The organism is Niallia sp. Marseille-Q9988 (assembly GCF_976954375.1).
In genome coordinates this window covers 70,517-90,474 of the sequence record NZ_CDRJSZ010000009.1, presented here as the reverse complement: position 1 = coordinate 90,474, position 19,958 = coordinate 70,517, and the positions used below count along the sequence as shown (strand labels likewise).

Genomic DNA, 19,958 nt, shown 5'->3' with positions numbered 1-19,958 from the left:
CACTTTCTAGAATTTTTCCACCCTGCTGTTAGTTTCTGACTTGCCCATCTCCATAAATGAAGTATTTAACAGATGTTAATGCATTTAGTCCCATTGGTCCCCTTGCATGAAGTTTTTGTGTACTTATGCCAATCTCCGCTCCATAGCCGAATTCAAATCCATCTGTAAATCTAGTACTAGCATTATGGTAGACTGCTGCTGCATCCACTCCTGCTAAAAAAGTAGTTGCATTTTCTTTATTCTCGGTAATGATTGCTTCTGAGTGTTTTGTTCCATATTTATTAATATGATTGATTGCATCCATAACTCCTTTTACAACCTTTATACTAATCTTTAAAGCAGAATATTCTGTATACCAATCATCTTCTGTCGCTTCTATTGCTGTTTCATATGCAGCACAAACTGTTTGATCACCGTAAATTTCGACTCCTCTATTGTCTAATGCTTGTAATAGCGATAATCCATTTTGCTTAAACCATTTTTCTTCTATTAAAATAGTTTCTAGAGCATTACAAACAGATGGGCGCTGAGTTTTTCCGTTTAAGCTGATTTTTTTTGCCATGTCGATATTAGCTGTTTCATCGATATATAAATGACAATTTCCAGCCCCAGTTTCAATAACAGGAACAGTTGCTTCTCTTACTACTGTTTCAATTAACCCTTTTCCACCACGAGGTATTAAAACATCTAAGAATTCTTTTAAATGGAATAGCTCTTTTGCCGTTTCCCTGCTCGTATCCTCGATTAATTGAACAGCTTCTTTAGGCAAAGCTGATTTTTCAAGTGCCTTATGAATGGAATGAACAAGTGCTATATTTGATTCCTTCGCTGAAGAACTCCCTCTTAAGACAATACTGTTTCCTGTTTTCAAGGCAAGGCTTGCCGCATCTATGGTAACATTTGGCCTTGCTTCATAAATCATGCCCATTACTCCAATTGGAACTGTTTTCTTCAGTATTTTTAGACCATTATCTTTTTCTATTTCTTCCACTACTACACCCACTGGATCCTTCAGCTTCACTAGCTCCTTTAAAGCGGAAGCCATATCCTTCATTCTTTTTTCATCCAGCATAATTCGATCTAATATAGAAGAAGTAAGACCGTTTTCTTTTCCCTTTTCAAGATCGACCTTATTCGCTGCCATAATCAAGTCTTTATCTTCTAATAATTGATTACTAATTAATAATAATGCATCATTCTTTTCATCTGTTGATTTATTTAATAATTGATAGCTTGCTTTCTTTGCTAATTCACCTTTTTGATAAACCTCTCCCATTTTCATCTCTCCCTTGTCAAATTTTCACCCATTTATCACGGTGAATTACTTCCAATTTCGGATTTTTATCCAGTCTTTTTTCTGCCGTTCTTTGTGTGATGATTTTTTTTAATTCTTCAGAAGAGTAAAGCACTTCACCTTTTCCAATAATGCCATTTATACCAAATACCTCTACTACATTCCCTTTTTCAAAAATACCTTCTACTTTATAAATCCCTGCTGGTAATAAACTACTCCCATTATGAACCAAAGCAATTTCTGCCCCTTCATCGACATACAAGCTTCCTTGTACGGTGGAATGCAGTGAAATCCATTGACGATTACTATTAATCAATGTTAACGCATCGGAACCAATATAAGTTCCATCCCCATTACCATCCATAATATCAATTAACTTATTTTCACCCGATCCTTTTCCAATGAATACCTTTACACCTAATGACAATGCTGTTTCTGCTGCAATGAGTTTTGATTTCATACCTCCTGTTCCAACCTTTGATCCACTACCTTTTGCTGCGTTTTTCCATACTTCTGTAATTTCCGGCAAATAATCAATTCGTTTTGCCGATTGGTCTTCTTTCGGATTCTTGTTATACAAACCATTAATATCTGTAAGAATAATCAATTGATCTGCATGTATAAGACCACTAACGAGAGCGGATAACATATCATTGTCTCCAAATGTTAATTCTTCTACAGATACAGTGTCGTTCTCATTAATAATAGGCAAAATATTTCTTTCTAATAATTCTGTAAGCGTGGAATAGGCATTTCGGTATCGATCTCGCTTGGAAAAATCGTTGCGCGTTATTAAAATTTGTGCTGGCACTATGCCATACTTACTTAATTGTTCATTATAGCTTTGAATTAATAAGCTTTGACCTACAGCAGCTGCAGCCTGCTTTCCTTTGAGTGTGACTGGTCTTGTCGGATAGCCTAATTTTGCAAAACCAGCCGCGACAGCACCAGAAGAAACTAATAATACTTCATGGCCATTATTTTTTAAATTGGCAATGCTTGCAATATGGTCCCCTAATTTTGATTGGTCGATTGCACCCTTTGAATCTGTGAGAGAGCTGCTTCCGATTTTTACGACAATCCTTTTTTTCTCCATGTTATTTCCTCCGAACTTTAGTAAACCTGCGCCTATTTTTACAAAGAAATAGAAAAAAGCCCTTTTCATTTCCTTATAAAAGGACGAAAAAGGGCTTTCCGTGGTACCACCTTTATTGAATCAATTCAAACAATTGATTCCACTCTGTCTGATAACGCAAGAAATGCGCCTATTGTAATAGGACTTGAAAGGTAGGTTCTGTGAACTTTTATAATGAAGTCTTTCAGCTTATAAACTTCACTCTCTTTTATAAAAGCGTCTCACATACTAGTCCTTTCGCTTCGTTCATTTTTCTTTTTACTAATTATAAGCAGTTTTTTCTGTGGTTTCAATTGTTTTTTTTATTTATCGACCAGAAAAAATATTTTTTAGTGTGAAGAACAGAAAAACTAGTTTTTTATTTCTGCAGCTTCTCTATTTAGAGCCCATTTTCTTATTGCATAGGCTACTCCATTTTCATTATTTGTTAAGGTTACAACATCTGCTGTCTCCTTTACAAAGTCCTGAGCATTTCCCATTGCCACTCCTATGCCAGCTTCTTTAATCATGCTAATATCGTTCAGGCTGTCTCCAGCTGCCAATACCTGATCCATTGAGATATGTAATAGCTCACATACTTTTTTGAGGCCTCTTGCTTTATTAATTCCTAATGCATTTACCTCAATATTTACAGGGGATGAATTACTGATTTCAAAACATTTCTTCTCTTGTAAACTGTTCAAAACCTTTTCTCTAATTTGATTGTCTTCAATATGAAAACCAAACTTTAGCCACTCTAATTCTCTTACATTTTCCGGCATCTCATCAAACCATAATTTATCACAGCTAGTTGCCCACATTTTTGCTTTGTGTTGCTGTGCTAGGCCCCACATCCATTGGATATGATTGGCATCCACAAGATTTCTTTCAATTAAATTTCCCTTTGTATCCCAAATTTCACTACCGTTTACTGTAACTAAATATGATTTTAATAAAAGACTTTTTGCGTGATCCTTACAAGTAGCAAGAGAGCGACCTGTACTTAACACAACATGTAATCCATTATCGTGGGCTTCTTTAATTGCTTTTCGGTTTTCCTCTGGTATTTCCCCTTTTTCATTCAATAATGTCCCATCCATGTCAAGAGCAATCAGCTTAATGTCCTTATCTTCCAACTTTTTCGTCACTTTGCTTTTCCTCCTAATTTTTATATTTAGAAGTGATAGCCAAAAAATACGACTGACAGAATACCACTTTCTTAAGGCCCTAGCTTCATATCTTGCTTAGCCAAAGCATCTTTTTTTACTATGTAAGATGATTACTATTTAATCTTGTTTACTGTTTGGACAAATAAATTTCATCTTACATGCCATTCATTTTTATCAACACTTTATCTACAAGCATTAATTCCTACATATTAACATAGTATAACGATTTCTTTTGAAAAAGTAAAAAATTCCGATAACTCCAAATAAACTTCATATAGTTATTACATTCTTAACATATCTTTCATGATTTAAATAAATATTCAGTCACAAAAACCATGATTATGCTTCAATGCTACTATTTATGTGTATTTTCTTACTCGAATATACACTATGCAAAATCATCCCAAGCATTACAAAACAAATACCGAGAAGACTAATAGAGGTTGGTAAAGGAGAAGATAAAAAGATTATTTCACCAAACAAAGCAAATAAAACTTCCAATGATTGTGTTGCTTCTACAGCCCCTAATTTAACCATATTGTCTTTAACTAAGTCTGTTGCTGCAAAAAATAATACCGTCGCAATAATACCAGAAAATACTGCCACGATTGCTGATTGACCTACCTGCTGCTTTCCAGGAAGCCCGACTGTTAATACACCAATAATAGATAATAGAATCCAAAATGGAAGACTTGCAATTGTCATTCCTAATACACGTTGAAAAACATCTAATCTATCATTACAAAGCTCCATCATCTTTCGATTCCCTAACGGATACGCAAATGATGCAATAAGTATAGGAATAAGACAAAATAAAGCATCCTTTAGAGAAATAGATACAGCAAATTCTAATTGCATAATGATGACTCCAACAACGATTAAAATGGAAAAAGTTAAACTTTTTAACGGTATTTTTTTTCGAACTGATTGAAGATTTCCATCTCTTCCAATCTTATTTTCATAAAATAAAGGTGTGAGAAATATGCCAGAAATGATTGTAAGCTGCCAAGTACCCGCCACAAGCCAACCTGGTCCATATGCACCCGCAAAACAAATCCCAGCGTAAAAGAAACCAAAACCAACAGTACTCCATATTAACCAAGAAGCAGGATTTTCTTTTAACTCCTGCCATACAACCATTAAGTTATTTCTACACACCACAATTAAAATTAAGAGTGGCAACATAAAAAAATAACGTAAAGAGGCACTCCATAACCAGCTTCCTCCACCTATTTCCATCGACTGATTCAACACAAATGTAAACGCAAAAAATAGCGCTGCAAATATCCCTAAAATAATCGGTCTCAATAATTTACCCCTCTCTTTAATCGAATAACCCAATAACTTATATCCAATATATCGCATATTGAATATTTATCCTAGTGTTTATGTAAATTGAGTTTTCTTTATGTTGTCGAGTAAAAAATAATAACAATCCGTGATCAAGGATAAAAGGAACCAAATAAGGTCTGTACTATTATAAGTACAGACCTTAAACTTAACGCTGATATTGTACACGATGAAGGTTAGCGAAAATCCCGTTCTGTGCTAATAATTCATCATGTTTTCCTTCTTCTTCTATCCCATTTTCTGTAACTACAACAATGCGATCAGCGTTGCGAATGGTCGCAAGGCGATGTGCAATCACTAGTGTTGTACGGTTTTTAGCTAGCTCATTTAATGAATTTTGGATAATTAATTCCGTTTCTGTATCAAGTGCAGAAGTCGCTTCATCTAATATGAGAATGGGCGGGTTTTTTAGGAACATCCGAGCAATAGCGATTCTTTGCTTCTGTCCACCTGACAGCTTCAAACCTCTTTCACCAATCTGCGTTTCATAACCATCTGGCAATTTAAGCACTAAATCTTCGAGATGTGCTCTTCTAACTGCTTCATGAATTTCTTCATCTGACGCATTTAAATTACCGTAAGCAATATTTTCTTTTAACGTACCTGTAAATAAAAATACATCCTGCTGTACAATTCCAATTTGCGATCTTAATGATTTCATCGTCATATCACGAATATCCATTCCGTCAATCTTGATACTCCCACTATTCACATCATAAAAACGAGGAATTAACGAACAAATCGTCGTTTTACCGGCACCAGAAGGTCCGACAAAAGCAATCGTTTCACCAGCAGTTATGGACAAATTAATATTTTTCAAAACAGGATTACTGTCATAACTAAACGTTACATCCTGTAGTGTAATATCTCCCTTTAATCCATTTACTTCTATTGCATCTTTCTTATCTAAAATCTTTGGTTCTGAATCTAGCAATTCTAAGAAACGCTTAAATCCAGCCATTCCCTTTGGATATAGTTCTAATATGACACTAATTTTATCAATTGGTTTTTGCAATATATTTACAAACAAAATGAAAGATACTAGTTCCCCGATTTTCATTTGATCATGAAAGGTTAGCCAAGCACCAAAGACTAAAACTACTAAAGTAAAGAATCTCATTAACATATAGACAGAAGAAGACGTAAGCGACATTACTTTATATGCACCTATTTTTGCCTTACGGAATCTTCTATTATTTACTGTAAATCTAGAAATTTCATAGTCTTCATTTGTAAAAGATTGAACTACACGTACACCAGAGACACTATCTTCCACTCTAGCATTTACATCTGCAATATCCCCATACATATGGCCCCATGCCTTATTCATGCTTTTGTTACAGTATGTAATGAGCCAAACTAGAATTGGAACGATAAAGATAACAATTAATGCTAGTTTTATATTAATCGTAAGCATAATCCAAAATGCACCAACAAATGTCATAAAAGCAATAAATAAATCCTCAGGTCCATGATGGGCAAGTTCTCCTATATCAAATAAATCATTGGTAATACGACTCATGATATGGCCAGTTTTTGTATTATCAAAAAAAGAAAATGATTGTCTTTGCACATGGGTAAATAATTGGCCTCGCATATCTGTTTCAATATTTATCCCAAGTTTATGGCCCCAATAATTGACTATATATTGAAGAAAGGTACTTGTTACATATAATAGCAATAATCCCACACCTACGGATAAAATCGTGCCCCAATTTCCTTCTGGAAGCAAATCATCAATATACCAAGAAACCGCAAGTGGAAAAGCAAGCTCTAATAGTGCAACAACGATTGCACTTGAGAAGTCGAGCGTAAATAATTTTTTATGTGGTTTATAATATGAAAAAAAACGTTTAATCATAATTTTTCTCCTTCACACCTAACCTTTCTAATTTGTCATCCTCTTTTATCATTCGTTCCAGTTACTACATAAACGAAATACTATCATTCCATTTACGTAGTTTCTGTCTGCATCGAACAATTCTTTTCTTTTTATACATTCACCTATATTGAGAATCATTATTGATTATAGTAGTTATTTGCAATTTCCACAAGATAAATATTTGTCCATTTCTTAACGGACAGTAAAAATCTGCCTGCAAGCTTTATGCGATTTTGAAGATAGTTGGTAAGAGTTCAACTGTCCGTATAGCTCTGGTTTCTACTATCATCAGTGAAAACATAACTTACGAATGGAAGTTTCAGTTTATATATTCGACATAAATCAAGCGAAATACCTTACAAAATAGGAGTATGGTCTGATTGTTTAATTATTCAATAAAATGGATAAAAAAATATTTAGTAAATATTCATTATTTTTGCATTATTCTATCAACTCCTGTTTTTATCCACACTCCTTTTTAGTATAATAATAGAAAGAGATAATTTTCTATTACTTATATGAATTTCCTTTAGCCTATTTTGGTATATAAACTGCGACAAATATGTCTTAACATCCATTCTATCGTTTATTAAAGGAGTGTGTTTTTTTGGATTATCATTTATTGACCTTTGTGACAGTTGCTGAAAAACTAAATTTTACTAGGGCAGCAGAAAGCTTACATATTACTCAATCTGCAGTAACGCTTTCCATTAAAGCACTTGAAAAAAAGTATAATGTTACCTTTTTAGACCGAACGAATAAATATGTAAGACTAACAAAAGCAGGCGAATTATTTTATTTTCATGCAAAGAAAATTTTATCTGAGTACAAAGAAGTGAATAATTTGATTGGTCACCTCTCTGAAACGAAAAGCCGTCCACTATCCATTGGCTCTAGCTTCACATTCGGAGAATATTTACTTCCGAAAGTAATTGCAGACTATATAAAAAAAGACAAGAAACATGATAATCCTATGATAAGTATAAGAAACTCGAATCGCATTATCGATCAATTGCTACATGGAGAAATTGATCTAGGAATCATTGATAGTCATTTGAAACATCATCCACATTTAAGCATAACACCATTTAAAGAAGATGAACTTGTCATTATTGTTAGTAAAAATCATCGTTTTGCCAGTCTTTCATCCATAGAATTAAAATATTTGTATGATGAGACTTGGATACTTAGAGAAGAAGGTTCAGGAACAAGAGAAGTAGTAAATCAGTTTTTTCAAAACCAAAACTTTGATCCACCGAGTGTTCGCTCATTTGGAAGCACACAAATTATTAAAGAGTCTGTGGAAGCTGATTTAGGGATATCGATTGTTTCTAAATATGCAGTCCAGAAAGAAATGTTTATGGATACCCTTAGTATATTACGTATTAAAAATGTCCCAATCATCAGATACTTTTCCTTTATCGTTCCTGAATTTTCCTTTAAACAGCATGCTGTTTCCCCTCTTATCACCGAGCTAACGAAGGAAAATAAGCTATATCAAAATCTTTCATATGGTGAATAATCTTTTAAAAGGGCTGAACTTTTCGAACAGCCCTTTTACGGATGAATTTCTTCCCTTCTATCTCTCGATATCATTTCACTACTTATCAAACAGATTAGGCAAAAATCCTCCCTCCTTATTCTGAACCAGAATGAAGAAGAGAGGATTCCACCTTTTAAATAGCAGATAATGTGTTTCCTTTTTTACTTGCAGCAATCAGTTCCTTTATTTCCTCTAACTTGTTCTCTGAAAAAAGTTCCACGATTCTACTTCCAACGATTACACCATCACAATATTCTGTCATACTGGTAACATGCTCTGGAGAAGAAATGCCGAATCCTGCTAGGACTGGGATGGGACTTACTTCCTTAACCTTTAGTAAATGTGTACCTAAATGTTCTTGGAAGCTAGTTCTCGATCCCGTTATACCGTTTACCGTTACGGCATATAAGAAGCCATTTCCTTTTTTAGCAATGTTTTCAATTCGTTCTAACGGACTTGTTAATGTCACTAATCGGATTATTTCAACATGATGCTTTGCAGCTAATTTTTCTATGATTACTTCTTCTTCTACCGGTAAATCAGGGACAATCAGTCCATTTATTGATGCTTTTTCACAGTCTTGGAAAAATACCTCTACTCCGTATGCTAATATAGGATTTAAATAGGTCATCATCACAAGTGGAATAGTAGTTAACTCTCTAAAAGATTGAATCGATTCAAATACACCTTTAAGTGTTGTTCCTGCTTGAAGGGAACGGATGCCTGCGGATTGAATAATCGGTCCATCTGCTACAGGGTCAGAGAAAGGAATGCCTAATTCAATGGCAGTTGCTCCTGCTTCTTCAAGAAAGAGCACTTTATCCTTCAACGTTTCAAGACCACCGTCTCCAGCCATTATATATGGAACAAACGCTTTATCTCCTTTTTCAAGCACCTCATGAAAGACTTCTCGAATTGTCTTCATTTTTATTCCCCCATTCTTTCCATCACTGTATTTACATCCTTATCTCCTCTACCAGACAAGCAAACAATAATCCCTTTTTCCTTATCCATCTTAGCAGCAAGTTTTACTGCATAGCTAATTGCATGAGCACTCTCTAATGCAGGAATAATCCCTTCCACTTTACAAAGAAGCTGCAGTGCTTCAAAAGCTTCATCATCGGTGATTGATTCATAGGTTGCACGTCCAATATCATGAAGATAGCTATGCTCAGGACCAATACCTGGATAATCTAAGCCTGCAGAAATTGAATGTGCTTCTTGAATTTGCCCATCATCATTTTGTAGCAAATACATATAAGAGCCATGTAATACACCTGGTTTCCCTTTTGATAAGGAAGCAGCATGCTTTTCCGTACCAAGACCATGTCCCGAAGCCTCTACTCCATATAAAGCAACACTTTCATCCTCGATAAACGGATAAAAAATACCCATTGCATTACTGCCGCCACCAATACAGGCAACGATCGCTTCTGGAAGATTTCCGACTTTTTCAACGTATTGTTTTTTTGCTTCTTTCCCAATGACACTTTGAAAATCACGGACCATCATTGGGAATGGATGTGGTCCCATTACAGACCCTAAAATATAGTGAGTATCAACAACATTTGTTACCCAATAGCGTAAGGCTTCATTACAAGCATCCTTAAGTGTGGCACTTCCAGAAGTAACGCCAACTACTTTTGCTCCTAGTAATTCCATTCGGAATACATTCAGCTTTTGCCTTCTAATATCCTCTTCCCCCATAAAAATCGTACATTCTAAGTTTAATAGCGCACAGGCTGTTGCTGTGGCAACACCATGCTGTCCAGCTCCTGTTTCCGCTACAACTTTCTTTTTGCCCATTCTTTTTGCCAGTAATGCTTGGCCTAAGGAGTTATTAATTTTATGAGCTCCTGTATGATTCAAATCTTCTCTCTTTAAATAAATTTTTGCGCCACCAGCGTATTTTGTTAGATTTTCTGCAAAATAAAGGGGTGTTTCTCTTCCGACATAATCCTTAAGCAAATTATTTAATTCCTTATGAAAAGCTGGATCCTGCTGCGCTTTCTTATATTCTGTTTCAAGTTCTGTTACTGCCTGCATCAATGTCTCTGGTACGTATCTACCTCCATACAACCCGAAATGTCCTCTTTTATCTGGAAACGCATATGTTTCTGCCATGATAGCTCCCTCTTTTCTTAAATATGAACTGTTTTTCCAATTTGTAAAAAATTCTTGATTTTCACTAAATCTTTCTTTCCATCCGTTTCCACTCCACTGCTAACATCCACCATAAAAGGATTGGTTATTTGGATGGCTTCAGCTAAGTTTGATATATTTAATCCGCCAGCAAGGATAATTTGCTTTTGGCCGAAGTCATAATTTTTAATAATGCTCCAGTCAAATGCTATTCCATTTCCTCCATGATACTTTCCTCTCGGACTATCTAGTAGGGCATATTCACATGGAAAAGCAGTTACTTGTTGAAGATCTTCTTTGGATGATATACTAAATGCCTTAATTATTGGCAAAGAAAAGCTTGAAGCAAATTCTGGCGTTTCATCTCCATGAAGCTGAATTGTATTAATACCTGATAATTTCACAATTTTCTCTATATTCTCTTTAGTCTCATTGACAAATACGCCCACCTTCATTATATCTTTAGGGAGAGTATCAATAATTTCTTTCGCCTTTTCTGGATTTATTTTCCGTTTACTATTCGCAAATACAAAGCCTAATGCATCCGCTCCATATTGAACGGCACATGCTGCTGCATCTTTTGTTGTAATGCCACAAATTTTTACTTTCACTTTATCTCAAGCCCCCCAAAGATACTTTCATTTCTTTGATTTTGCTTTCAAGGTCTGTTGCTTTCATAAAGGTCTCCCCAACTAAAACAGCATTCGCTCCACTAGATGTAACCTTTAAAATATCCTCAAATGTGGCTATACCACTTTCGCTAACCATGTATCTGCCACTATTCTTAATTTTCCCAGCTAATTTTTCGGTTGTTTCCAGTGATACTTCAAATGTTTTTAAGTCTCTGTTATTCACACCAATTAACGGAGCATCTGTTTTTAAGGCTCTTTCCAATTCTTCTTCATTATGAACTTCAAGCAATACTTCCAGCCCTAATTTCGTTGCATACGTATATAATTCATGCAGCTTTTCGTCCTCTAATGCAGCTGCTATTAGTAATATGAGGTCTGCACCATATGCTTTAGCGAAATCGATTTGAATCTTATCAACAATAAAATCCTTGCATAGAATGGGCAAATTAACCGCTTCTCTCACTTTTGCCAAATCCTCGTATGATCCTTTAAAAAAGGGGGTATCTGTTAACACAGAGATAGCATCTGCACCATATAATTCATACATTTTAGCTTGTTCCTTTGGATCCTTCTCCACATTGATATCTCCCTTTGATGGAGAAGCCCGCTTAAACTCAGCAATTACGGATAATGCTTCTGCCTGCATTATTTTATTTAATAACGATCTTCTTTCCTTGCTTTGAACGACTGTCTTCAACTCTTCTTTTCTTTTATATAATTCTTCAATCGTTTCGCTTTTTTTTGCAATAATTTTATCCAAGATGGTTTCCACTTTATATCCCTGCCCCTTCGAATTCTTTGCTTGTCTCCACTAATTGATTTAATTTATGAAGTGCTGCTCCTGAATCAATACTTTCCTTCGCTGCATTTACTCCTTCGATAATACTGTCAGCTCTTCCTGCCGTATAAATACCGATGCCTGCATTTAAAAGTACCGTATCACGATAAGCACCCTTTTTCCCCTTTAAGACATTCCATAATATTGTGGCATTTTCCTTTGCGTCTCCTCCACGTATTTTTCCATTTGTATAATAAGGGAGGTTTACATCTTCTGGATTAAGGATCGTTTCCTCTATTTTTCCATTTTGCAAAATCACCAGTTGATTATCACCTTGTAAAGAGGCTTCATCCATTCCGCCTGCACCATTTAAAACAACAGCTCGCTTTCTGCCTAATTTTTTTAAACTTTCAGCAAAAGTTACAAGTAAATCACTTCTATATATTCCTAATACTTGCGTTTCAAGGGATATTGGGTTTGTTAATGGTCCAATTAAATTAAAAATCGTTGGAAGCTTTAATTCTCTTCGAACCTTCATAATTCTGCCCATTTTCGGTTGAACATGCTGAGCAAATAGAAATGTAATTCCTACTTCTTCTAATTGACGAATATTCTGTTCTGGAGTCACATTTAGTTTTATTCCTAGTTCTTCTAAGACATCTGCACTTCCTGTTTTACTAGAAATACTGCGATTTCCATGCTTAGCTACAGGTATTCCTGCTCCTGCTAAAACAAATGCTGAAGTGCTGCTTATATTAAAGCTTTGAGATCTGTCTCCACCAGTACCACAGTTATCAATACAGCCCATTATTGTTTCGGAAAAAGGGAGAGTCTGTTTTCGTACAGCATTTACGATACCGACTATTTCCTCTACTGTTTCTCCCTTCATTTTTAAGCTTGTAATAAAAGCCGCAATCTCTGTATCTGTTATTTCATCTGAAAAAAGGAGGCTTGCCGCATTTTCCATTTCAGCTTCCGTTAATGATTGATTCGCCATTAATTTTTCTACGTATTCTTTCATCTTTGAACTTCCTTTCCAGTTTCCATGATAAAATTTTTCAACAACTGTTTTCCGCAGTCAGTCCCTATTGACTCTGGATGAAACTGATAGCCATATAACGGATACTTCTTATGCTTTATCGCCATAATCTCGTTGTCGTCTGTTGAGTTAGCCAAGACTTCGAATTCCTCATTTAATGTATCCTTCTTAATAACAAGAGAGTGGTATCGCATCACTTCCGGGTCTTCTATATTTCGAAAAACGGAGTTATTTGTTACCTTTAATTTCGATGTTTTCCCGTGCATTACATTAGAGGCTTTTACTACTTCTGATCCAAATGCATATCCAATTGCCTGATGTCCAAGACAAATGCCAAGAATCGGAAACTCCTGATAAAGAGTTTGAATAAGCTCAATTAAAATGCCTGCATTTTCAGGTCTACCTGGTCCAGGTGAAAGAACAATCCGTTCTGGATTTAAGCGACGAATTGCCTCAATCGAAATTTCATCATTTCGAACAACCGTAATCTCTTCCCCTAATTCTCCTAAATACTGAAATAAGTTATACGTAAAAGAGTCATAATTATCGATTAATAAAATCATGCTGTTCCTCCAAGAATAATTTTAGTTTATGAATCGTTTCCTCATATTCCTTTACTGGAACAGAATCATGCACGATCCCTGCACCAGCCTGAATGTATGCCTTTTTGTCTTTAATAACCATTGTGCGAATTGCTAGGGCAAAGTCCATGTTTCCATTTTTTGAAAAATAGCCAACAGCCCCTGAATAGACTCCTCTTTTTGTTCCTTCTAATTCATTGATAATCTGCATAGCACGTATTTTAGGAGCTCCTGATACTGTCCCGGCAGGTAAACAAGAAACAAGTGCATCTACACATTTGAAATCTTTCTTTAATTCTCCGCTTACCTCTGAAACAAGATGCATAACATGCTTATACTTTTCTACTTTGATATACTTATCAACAGAGATACTACCAAAACCACTAACTTTTCCAACATCGTTTCTTGCTAAATCAACTAGCATTTTATGCTCTGCTAATTCCTTTTCATCTACCAACAGCTCTTGCTCTAGCTTTATATCTTCCTCCAACGTCGCTCCTCTTGGCCTCGTTCCAGCAATTGGATTTGTTATTACTTTTCCGTTAACTGCTTTAATTAAGCTTTCGGGTGAACTTCCAAGCACTGCATACTCCTCAAAATCGAAAAAATACATATATGGTGACTGATTTTTAATGCGAAGTTTTCGATAATAAGAAAAAGCAGATCCCTCTATTTCAGCAGTCATCCTTTGGGATGGAACTACTTGGAAGATATCCCCTTCCAAAATATAATCCTTTGCTTTGTTAACCTTCTCGATAAATTGCTCTTTCGAAATGCTTGCCTGAAATGGAGTTAGTTTCACTTCCGGTAAGTCCTCTTTATAAGGAGCAGTGACCTCTAGCTTTCTAATCTGCAGTCGAAATCTTAGCTCTTGTTCTGTTGTCGTTTCCTTTAATGGACTTGCAACCAAATAAACTTTTTGTTCTAAATGGTCAAAAATTACTAAATCTTCAAAAAACATAAGATGCACATCTGGTATTCCTATTTCATCCTTAGCGTCTGGACCGATATATTCATATTGCCTTATATTGTCATAGCCTACATAACCGAATGCTCCTGCATTTACTGGCAAGAAATGAGGAAGTTCTGCTTGATTTTCTGGCAAGAATTCTTTTACCAAATCAAGTGCCCTTTCTTTTCTTATTTCTCGTTTATCTCCATCAAGAATCATTGTTTCAAAACCACTTCCAATAAGCTCAAATGTTGGATTACATCCTATGATGGAATATCGTCCTGAATCTTCATGTTTTAGAGAGCTTTCGAGCAGGAATTTCTTTTTTCCAGATAGTCTTTGATAAATCCCTATAGGCGTTAATGTATCTCCTTGAATTTCATCTATTAATAAAATATTGGTTTTCATCATTAAATCCTCCTTGTTTGACGCTTTTTATTAAAACATTGAATATTAGCCAACAAAAAAAGTCCCCTATCTGCATGATTCTTTTGCAGATAGAGGACGATTAATTAACCGCGGTACCACCTCAGGTTAGAGTGATTATTCACTCTCACTTTTCGAGTACAATTTATACTCTATCCCGATAACGGAGGATACCGTTGAACCCTACTATATTTTCAGATTCACACTCAGAAGTCCATTCAGTATAAGGAATGTATCGGTTCACACCAGCCACCGACTCTCTTTAACATCGTGTTTATACTTACTACTCTTCTTCATTGCTTTTGCAGTATTAGTTATTTTTTTATAAAACAAAAAGGGCCTCTCTCCTATAAAAAGGACGAGAGACCCGTGGTGCCACCTTCATTAGCTTAATAATTTAAGCTCACTTTAAGAAATCCGTCGAAATACAACTAAATTTCTGTCTCTTGTAACGATGAGACGTTCGCTAAAGCCTACTACAAAAAATTGGTTCGGTTTAGAAGCTCAGAAGTCCATTCTCTTTATCGTCCACACTGGTTTGCACCAACCACCAGCTCTCTGAGGTTTTCAATAAAGGTACTACTCTTCTTCATTGCCGTTCGATATGTTACTTATATGATATGGAACTATATAATAAAAGTCAACTATTTTCCACTAAAAATTTTAATTGATTTTTTCAAGCGCTTTTTTATAGCGGTTTTTCCAATCCTCTGCTAATTGTTCGATTTGTAATATCGTTAACATCGCATCTTTATTTTTACGATCTAGAAGCATCACTTTCGTTGCATCCCAAACGGAGACTTTATCTTGGGGACGTTCTATTAATTGAAAGCTTGAATTCGCATTTACCATTCCTTCTTCGATAACTTTTAGAAAATAGCCCGTATAACAAGTTTCCACTATTCTGCTTAAAAATGTGTCCACTTCATTATATTTTGAAATAGTAGAACAAGGAACCCTTCCTTGGGTTACTTGTACAATCGCTTTCCCTAAAGAAAAGATATCGCCAATATATGTATTATGTTCCGTAAATTCTGTTCCACAAATATTTTCTCCAAAAGCAGGTGGATTAAGCTTTATTTTAAATTCCTCTTCCCACTTTTTATAATGTTCAAAAGGATAATAGCATACCGCTCTTTCTTTCCCACCATGAAAAGCCTTATTCGCAACACCATCGCCAACAAAGCCATCAACTGTTAATAACACTTCTTCCACTTTCTCTTTTCCAATTGCCGAATGAACCATTTTATCTTTCCATGTAAATGCTTTTTCTTTACCAATGCTTAAAGCAATAACTTCCCCCACTTTTACACACCACCATCATTTTTATTTCATCATATCATATTAGTTAAAGAAAAGAAGAAAGGAGTTGGCAAAAGTGAAATAACCATTTTTTGGAGGGAGAAAATCGCGTTAATTTTTATCTCACCTGTACATATTAACTATAGTTAACTATTTGAAAGCAGGGAGAATGAAAATGGATCATGTAAATGATGAAAAAAGAATAGGTAACCTTACAAATAAAATGCACAAGACAACTAAGAAACAAAATGTAAAGGTTTCTAAAATGTCGATATTCTCACTTTCTTCCATCCCGTTAGTAATGACCCTTGGAAATAGCATGCTGATTCCAGTATTGCCATCAATTGAACAAAAGCTGAATATATCCTCTTTTAAAGTAAGTATGATTATTACTGTATATTCTATTTTAGCGATAATATTGATACCCGTAGCAGGCTATTTATCGGATCACATCGGTCGAAAACGGGTGATTATTCCAAGTTTAATTATCGCTGGGATTGGTGGGGTCATTTCAGGAATTGCTGCATGGTTAATAGATAATAGCTATTGGGTCATTCTTCTCGGAAGAGCACTTCAAGGTGTTGGTGCAGCTGGAGCATTCCCAATTGTATTACCATTAGTAGGCGATTTATTTAAAAACGAAGAAGAGGTGAGTAGTACATTAGGGATTATTGAAACAGCCAATACATTTGGAAAAGTACTTAGTCCAATCCTAGGAGCATTTTTAGCAGGATTTATATGGTATATCCCTTTTATGTCTATTCCTGTCTTTTGTTTCATTTCCATCGTTTTAATAATGATCTTTGTTAAATCACCAAAAAGTAAAGAAAAGCCTTTACCGTTCAAAGAATTTATTCAACATACGAAAGAAATATTGCACCAAGACAAAAAATGGCTGTACGCCATTTTCTTTATTGGAGCTATTGTTATGTTCGTTTTATTTGCGGAGCTGTTTTATTTATCAGATATATTGGAAAAGCATTATCATATTAAAAATATTAAAAAAGGGCTATATCTCTCCATGCCGCTCGGAGCATTATGCCTTACTTCCTACATTACTGGAAAAAAAATAAAAAAAGACAAAAATTTAATGCGCTGGATAACATTTATTGGCTTACTAGCGATAATTACTGGAACAATTGCTCTCAATTTTTCAGAAAAAATGTGGTTCATTATTATCTTCCTTACGTTTGCAGGTATCGGAATTGGAGGAAGCTTACCCCCTCTTGATGCCTTAATAACAGAAGGGATTGAAAAGGAAGAAAGAGGAACCATCACAAGCATTTATAGTAGTATGCGCTTTATTGGAGTGGCAGCTGGACCACCTATTATGGCTATTTTAATGAAGCATATGGAGCACTTTCAATTTTATTTGCTTTGCGCGATTACTTTAATCGCTGCTGTTGCTGCTTTCTTTCGTTTAAAACACATTGATGAAACAAAAACGAATTAAAATAAGTTTATATAAATATTTAACCAATGAAGGCACATACATAATTGTACTTCATTGGTTGTTATTATTGAAAAACAAACACTTATAAAAACATACAAAAGAGACTGGGACATAAACATTTCAGCTAACAATAAATACTAACGATTGTGCGGTAAGTTTACATGATCGTTCGTATTTATATTTTAGAAAAAGGTTTAAAAATGAAGTGAAATGGAGCGGAGGACGGTCGACTCCTGCGGGAAATAGAGGAAAGGCTGAGACCCCGCAGCGCAGCGAGGAGGCTCAGCTTCCTCCCCGGCGCATCGACAGTCTGTAGCGCAATGGAACGACTTAGTTTTTACACTTGAATATATTTGAAACCATAAATAACTAATATGAAAAAGTAGCTTTATTTAAGAGCTAAATTAGAGATTGTTCGTCTTTAAAGATTAGTTATTTAGATTTGTCCCAGCCTCTAGAATGATTTCGAATATTCACTAACTATTTAGTGTTAATGACCAGAACCTAATTCATCTACATGGCTTACATGCTTACTATTAAACCAGATGAATACTACGGAAACTAACACAAATCCTGCTCCTACTAGGAATGGTACAGATGGATTGAAAATTTCCGCTAATTTACCAGCTGTAAAAGGTGCAATGGCACCACCTATAAAGCGTAGAAAACTGTATGCTGCTGAAGCAGTTGATCGTTCAACAGGAGCTGCATTCATTACAGCAGTTGTAATCAGTGTATTATTGTTACCTAATAAAGCACCAGCTGCAATTACTGCTACGATAATTACCCATTGTGTCGATGTCCAAATCCCCATCGCAACTAACACTACTGCAAACAATGTTAACATGGCACACATAGATTTCACTGTACCGAAGCGCTCTTGTAATTTCGGTGCCATAAAGACAGAAGTTACAGCTAATAAAATTCCCCAGCCCAAGAATACAAAGCCTAATCCATGTTCATCTAAGCCCATAACAAAAGGAGCATAGGCCAACAATGTGAAAAATCCAAAATTATATAATGCAGCAGCGATTCCGAATATAAGCAAGGAACGGTGTTTTAGTGCCCTAAACGGATCTGCTAAAGATGTTTTTGGCTTAACCGTGTTATTCTGTAATGTAGCTTTTGGCATTAAAATTAAAATACCAAAAAAGGCAATAACCATTAAAGCTGCGACACCTAGGAAAGGACCTCTCCAAGACATAGCCCCTAACCAGCCACCTAGAAGAGGCCCAACAGAGATTCCTAGTCCAATAGCAGCTTCATAAAGAATAATTGCTTTTGCAGTACCGCTGTTTGATAGAGATACAATCGCGGCGAGCGCAGTTGCTACAAATAGCGCATTTCCAAGACCCCATCCGCCGCGTAGTCCCACAAGTGTCCAGATTCCATTTGAAAGTCCGCCTAAGCAAGAGAAAACAGCAATGATTACTATTCCTAAGATAAGTGTCCACTTAACTCCAAGTCTTGATGAAATCATCCCAGTAATGAGCATTGCTACGGCCATTACCGCATTATAGCTAGTGAAGAGCAGGGTTACTTGGCTTTGTGAGGCATCAAGCTTCTCTGCAATCGCTGGAAGGATTGGATCAACGAGACCGAGACCCATAAAGGCAATAATCCCAGCAAAAAATACAGCCCATACTGCTTTCGGCTGTTTTAACAAGCTAGCTTCAGTCCTCGTATTTATATTATTTTTTGTTGAATCTGCTGATACAGATTGTAAAGATGGCATTGATAAATCTCCCCTTTTTCTATTATCCCTTTGGTTCAAAATGTATTAGATTAATTCCTTAAAAGAATTCCGTATTACATCTCCGCGGCTAATAATGCCTGCTAAAATTCCGTTTTTTTCAACGGGCACTTTTTTTATTTGCTTCTTACCTAGTAAAGCCGCAATCACTTCTATTTTTTCATCCCAAGCTACCTTTACAACTTTTTTCTTCGCGATTTTCATTACATTCAAATGCAAGAGACTTTGTAATCTTTGGTCAAAATCTTCATCATCGCCTTTAATTACCACTGCATAATAAATACTGTCGATAATATGATCATCATGTTTACCAATATAGCGCAACACATCTCCATCACTGATGAAACCAACAATTTCATTTCGATCATTGACTATTGGAAGACCGCTAATTTTGTAATCAATAAATTTTTCGATAACAGAACGGACGGTGTCGCTTTCCTTCACTTTATATACTTGGTTTACCATAATATCACGGGCTAGCATTTTCTTTCCCCCTTAGATTTTTAAAAAATAGTTGTATAAGGAAACTATATAATTGTATTATACAA

The 19,958-nt window shown here is 35.5% G+C and carries 17 protein-coding genes and 3 other annotated features; of the genes, 2 read left to right on the top strand and 15 right to left on the bottom strand.

Going from position 1 to position 19,958, the window contains the following annotated elements; translation table 11 throughout:
- Nucleotides 1-28: 28 nt before the first annotated feature.
- From ACWNMZ_RS17060 to ACWNMZ_RS17040, 5 genes are all read right to left on the bottom strand, one after another.
- Nucleotides 29-1,276, bottom strand: a complete 1,248-nt coding sequence (locus ACWNMZ_RS17060) for a glutamate-5-semialdehyde dehydrogenase (protein WP_031536772.1) — start codon at nt 1,274-1,276, stop codon at nt 29-31.
- A 16-nt stretch (nt 1,277-1,292) separates the two neighbouring features.
- Nucleotides 1,293-2,390, bottom strand: coding sequence for a glutamate 5-kinase (gene proB / locus ACWNMZ_RS17055; protein WP_251628759.1), 1,098 nt, complete (start codon nt 2,388-2,390; stop codon nt 1,293-1,295).
- 76 nt (nt 2,391-2,466) lie between these two features.
- Nucleotides 2,467-2,681, bottom strand: a binding site (T-box leader).
- Nucleotides 2,682-2,779: 98 nt separating this feature from the next.
- A complete protein-coding gene (locus ACWNMZ_RS17050; RefSeq protein WP_251628757.1) occupies nt 2,780-3,556 on the bottom strand; it encodes a Cof-type HAD-IIB family hydrolase in 777 nt (258 codons plus the stop codon).
- Between the two features lie 360 nt (nt 3,557-3,916).
- Nucleotides 3,917-4,885 (bottom strand): DMT family transporter, encoded by a 969-nt coding sequence (locus tag ACWNMZ_RS17045; protein ID WP_031536769.1) that lies wholly within the window; start codon nt 4,883-4,885, stop codon nt 3,917-3,919.
- A 190-nt stretch (nt 4,886-5,075) separates the two neighbouring features.
- Nucleotides 5,076-6,788 (bottom strand): ABC transporter ATP-binding protein, encoded by a 1,713-nt coding sequence (locus ACWNMZ_RS17040; RefSeq protein ID WP_251628753.1) that lies wholly within the window; start codon nt 6,786-6,788, stop codon nt 5,076-5,078.
- Nucleotides 6,789-7,416: 628 nt separating this feature from the next.
- Here ACWNMZ_RS17040 and ACWNMZ_RS17035 point away from each other — a divergent pair.
- Nucleotides 7,417-8,331 carry a LysR family transcriptional regulator gene (locus tag ACWNMZ_RS17035; protein WP_251628751.1) on the top strand — a complete coding sequence of 305 codons (915 nt, stop codon included), beginning with the start codon at nt 7,417-7,419 and terminating at the stop codon, nt 8,329-8,331.
- A gap of 154 nt (nt 8,332-8,485) precedes the next feature.
- On the opposite strand, the gene trpA is transcribed toward ACWNMZ_RS17035, so the two are convergent.
- From trpA to ACWNMZ_RS16995, 8 genes are all read right to left on the bottom strand, one after another.
- Nucleotides 8,486-9,277, bottom strand: coding sequence for a tryptophan synthase subunit alpha (gene trpA, locus ACWNMZ_RS17030; RefSeq protein WP_251628748.1), 792 nt, complete (start codon nt 9,275-9,277; stop codon nt 8,486-8,488).
- 2 nt (nt 9,278-9,279) lie between these two features.
- Entirely contained in the window at nt 9,280-10,476 is a 1,197-nt protein-coding gene (gene trpB, locus ACWNMZ_RS17025) for a tryptophan synthase subunit beta (protein ID WP_031536765.1), read from the bottom strand.
- A gap of 17 nt (nt 10,477-10,493) precedes the next feature.
- Nucleotides 10,494-11,105, bottom strand: coding sequence for a phosphoribosylanthranilate isomerase (locus ACWNMZ_RS17020; RefSeq protein WP_235252145.1), 612 nt, complete (start codon nt 11,103-11,105; stop codon nt 10,494-10,496).
- 1 nt (nt 11,106) lies between these two features.
- Nucleotides 11,107-11,898 (bottom strand): indole-3-glycerol phosphate synthase TrpC, encoded by a 792-nt coding sequence (trpC, locus tag ACWNMZ_RS17015; protein WP_235252146.1) that lies wholly within the window; start codon nt 11,896-11,898, stop codon nt 11,107-11,109.
- Nucleotide 11,899: 1 nt separating this feature from the next.
- The gene (gene trpD / locus ACWNMZ_RS17010) at nt 11,900-12,925 is read right to left on the bottom strand and encodes an anthranilate phosphoribosyltransferase (protein WP_031536762.1); all 1,026 of its coding nucleotides are present in this window, start codon (nt 12,923-12,925) and stop codon (nt 11,900-11,902) included.
- Entirely contained in the window at nt 12,922-13,506 is a 585-nt protein-coding gene (locus tag ACWNMZ_RS17005) for an anthranilate synthase component II (RefSeq protein ID WP_031536761.1), read from the bottom strand. The genes trpD and ACWNMZ_RS17005 overlap by 4 nt, the downstream gene beginning before the upstream one ends.
- Nucleotides 13,487-14,884 carry an anthranilate synthase component I gene (gene trpE, locus ACWNMZ_RS17000; RefSeq protein ID WP_031536760.1) on the bottom strand — a complete coding sequence of 466 codons (1,398 nt, stop codon included), beginning with the start codon at nt 14,882-14,884 and terminating at the stop codon, nt 13,487-13,489. The genes ACWNMZ_RS17005 and trpE overlap by 20 nt, the downstream gene beginning before the upstream one ends.
- A gap of 89 nt (nt 14,885-14,973) precedes the next feature.
- Nucleotides 14,974-15,208, bottom strand: a binding site (T-box leader).
- A 45-nt stretch (nt 15,209-15,253) separates the two neighbouring features.
- Nucleotides 15,254-15,504 (bottom strand) — a binding site (T-box leader).
- A 61-nt stretch (nt 15,505-15,565) separates the two neighbouring features.
- Nucleotides 15,566-16,207 carry an MOSC domain-containing protein gene (locus ACWNMZ_RS16995; RefSeq protein ID WP_031536759.1) on the bottom strand — a complete coding sequence of 214 codons (642 nt, stop codon included), beginning with the start codon at nt 16,205-16,207 and terminating at the stop codon, nt 15,566-15,568.
- Nucleotides 16,208-16,379: 172 nt separating this feature from the next.
- Between ACWNMZ_RS16995 and ACWNMZ_RS16990 the strand changes: the two genes are divergently transcribed.
- Nucleotides 16,380-17,657 (top strand): MFS transporter, encoded by a 1,278-nt coding sequence (locus ACWNMZ_RS16990; RefSeq protein WP_031536758.1) that lies wholly within the window; start codon nt 16,380-16,382, stop codon nt 17,655-17,657.
- A gap of 490 nt (nt 17,658-18,147) precedes the next feature.
- Here ACWNMZ_RS16990 and ACWNMZ_RS16985 read toward each other — a convergent pair whose 3' ends face one another.
- Together ACWNMZ_RS16985 and ACWNMZ_RS16980 are read right to left on the bottom strand one after the other, a co-directional pair.
- A complete protein-coding gene (locus ACWNMZ_RS16985) occupies nt 18,148-19,392 on the bottom strand; it encodes an MFS transporter (RefSeq protein ID WP_031538832.1) in 1,245 nt (414 codons plus the stop codon).
- A gap of 45 nt (nt 19,393-19,437) precedes the next feature.
- The gene (locus ACWNMZ_RS16980; protein ID WP_048718682.1) at nt 19,438-19,893 is read right to left on the bottom strand and encodes a CBS domain-containing protein; all 456 of its coding nucleotides are present in this window, start codon (nt 19,891-19,893) and stop codon (nt 19,438-19,440) included.
- Nucleotides 19,894-19,958 lie beyond the last annotated feature (65 nt).

Excerpts from the sequence above, each read along its gene's own strand:
- ACWNMZ_RS17060 (WP_031536772.1), bottom strand. The coding sequence starts at position 1,276 with ATGGGAGAGGTTTATCAAAAAGGTGAATTAGCAAAGAAAGCAAGCTAT.
- proB (WP_251628759.1), bottom strand. The coding sequence starts at position 2,390 with ATGGAGAAAAAAAGGATTGTCGTAAAAATCGGAAGCAGCTCTCTCACA.
- ACWNMZ_RS17040 (WP_251628753.1), bottom strand. The coding sequence starts at position 6,788 with ATGATTAAACGTTTTTTTTCATATTATAAACCACATAAAAAATTATTT.
- trpA (WP_251628748.1), bottom strand. The coding sequence starts at position 9,277 with ATGAAGACAATTCGAGAAGTCTTTCATGAGGTGCTTGAAAAAGGAGAT.
- trpB (WP_031536765.1), bottom strand. The coding sequence starts at position 10,476 with ATGGCAGAAACATATGCGTTTCCAGATAAAAGAGGACATTTCGGGTTG.
- trpD (WP_031536762.1), bottom strand. The coding sequence starts at position 12,925 with ATGAAAGAATACGTAGAAAAATTAATGGCGAATCAATCATTAACGGAA.
- ACWNMZ_RS17005 (WP_031536761.1), bottom strand. The coding sequence starts at position 13,506 with ATGATTTTATTAATCGATAATTATGACTCTTTTACGTATAACTTATTT.
- trpE (WP_031536760.1), bottom strand. The coding sequence starts at position 14,884 with ATGAAAACCAATATTTTATTAATAGATGAAATTCAAGGAGATACATTA.
- ACWNMZ_RS16990 (WP_031536758.1), top strand. The coding sequence starts at position 16,380 with ATGGATCATGTAAATGATGAAAAAAGAATAGGTAACCTTACAAATAAA.
- ACWNMZ_RS16985 (WP_031538832.1), bottom strand. The coding sequence starts at position 19,392 with ATGCCATCTTTACAATCTGTATCAGCAGATTCAACAAAAAATAATATA.
- ACWNMZ_RS16980 (WP_048718682.1), bottom strand. The coding sequence starts at position 19,893 with ATGCTAGCCCGTGATATTATGGTAAACCAAGTATATAAAGTGAAGGAA.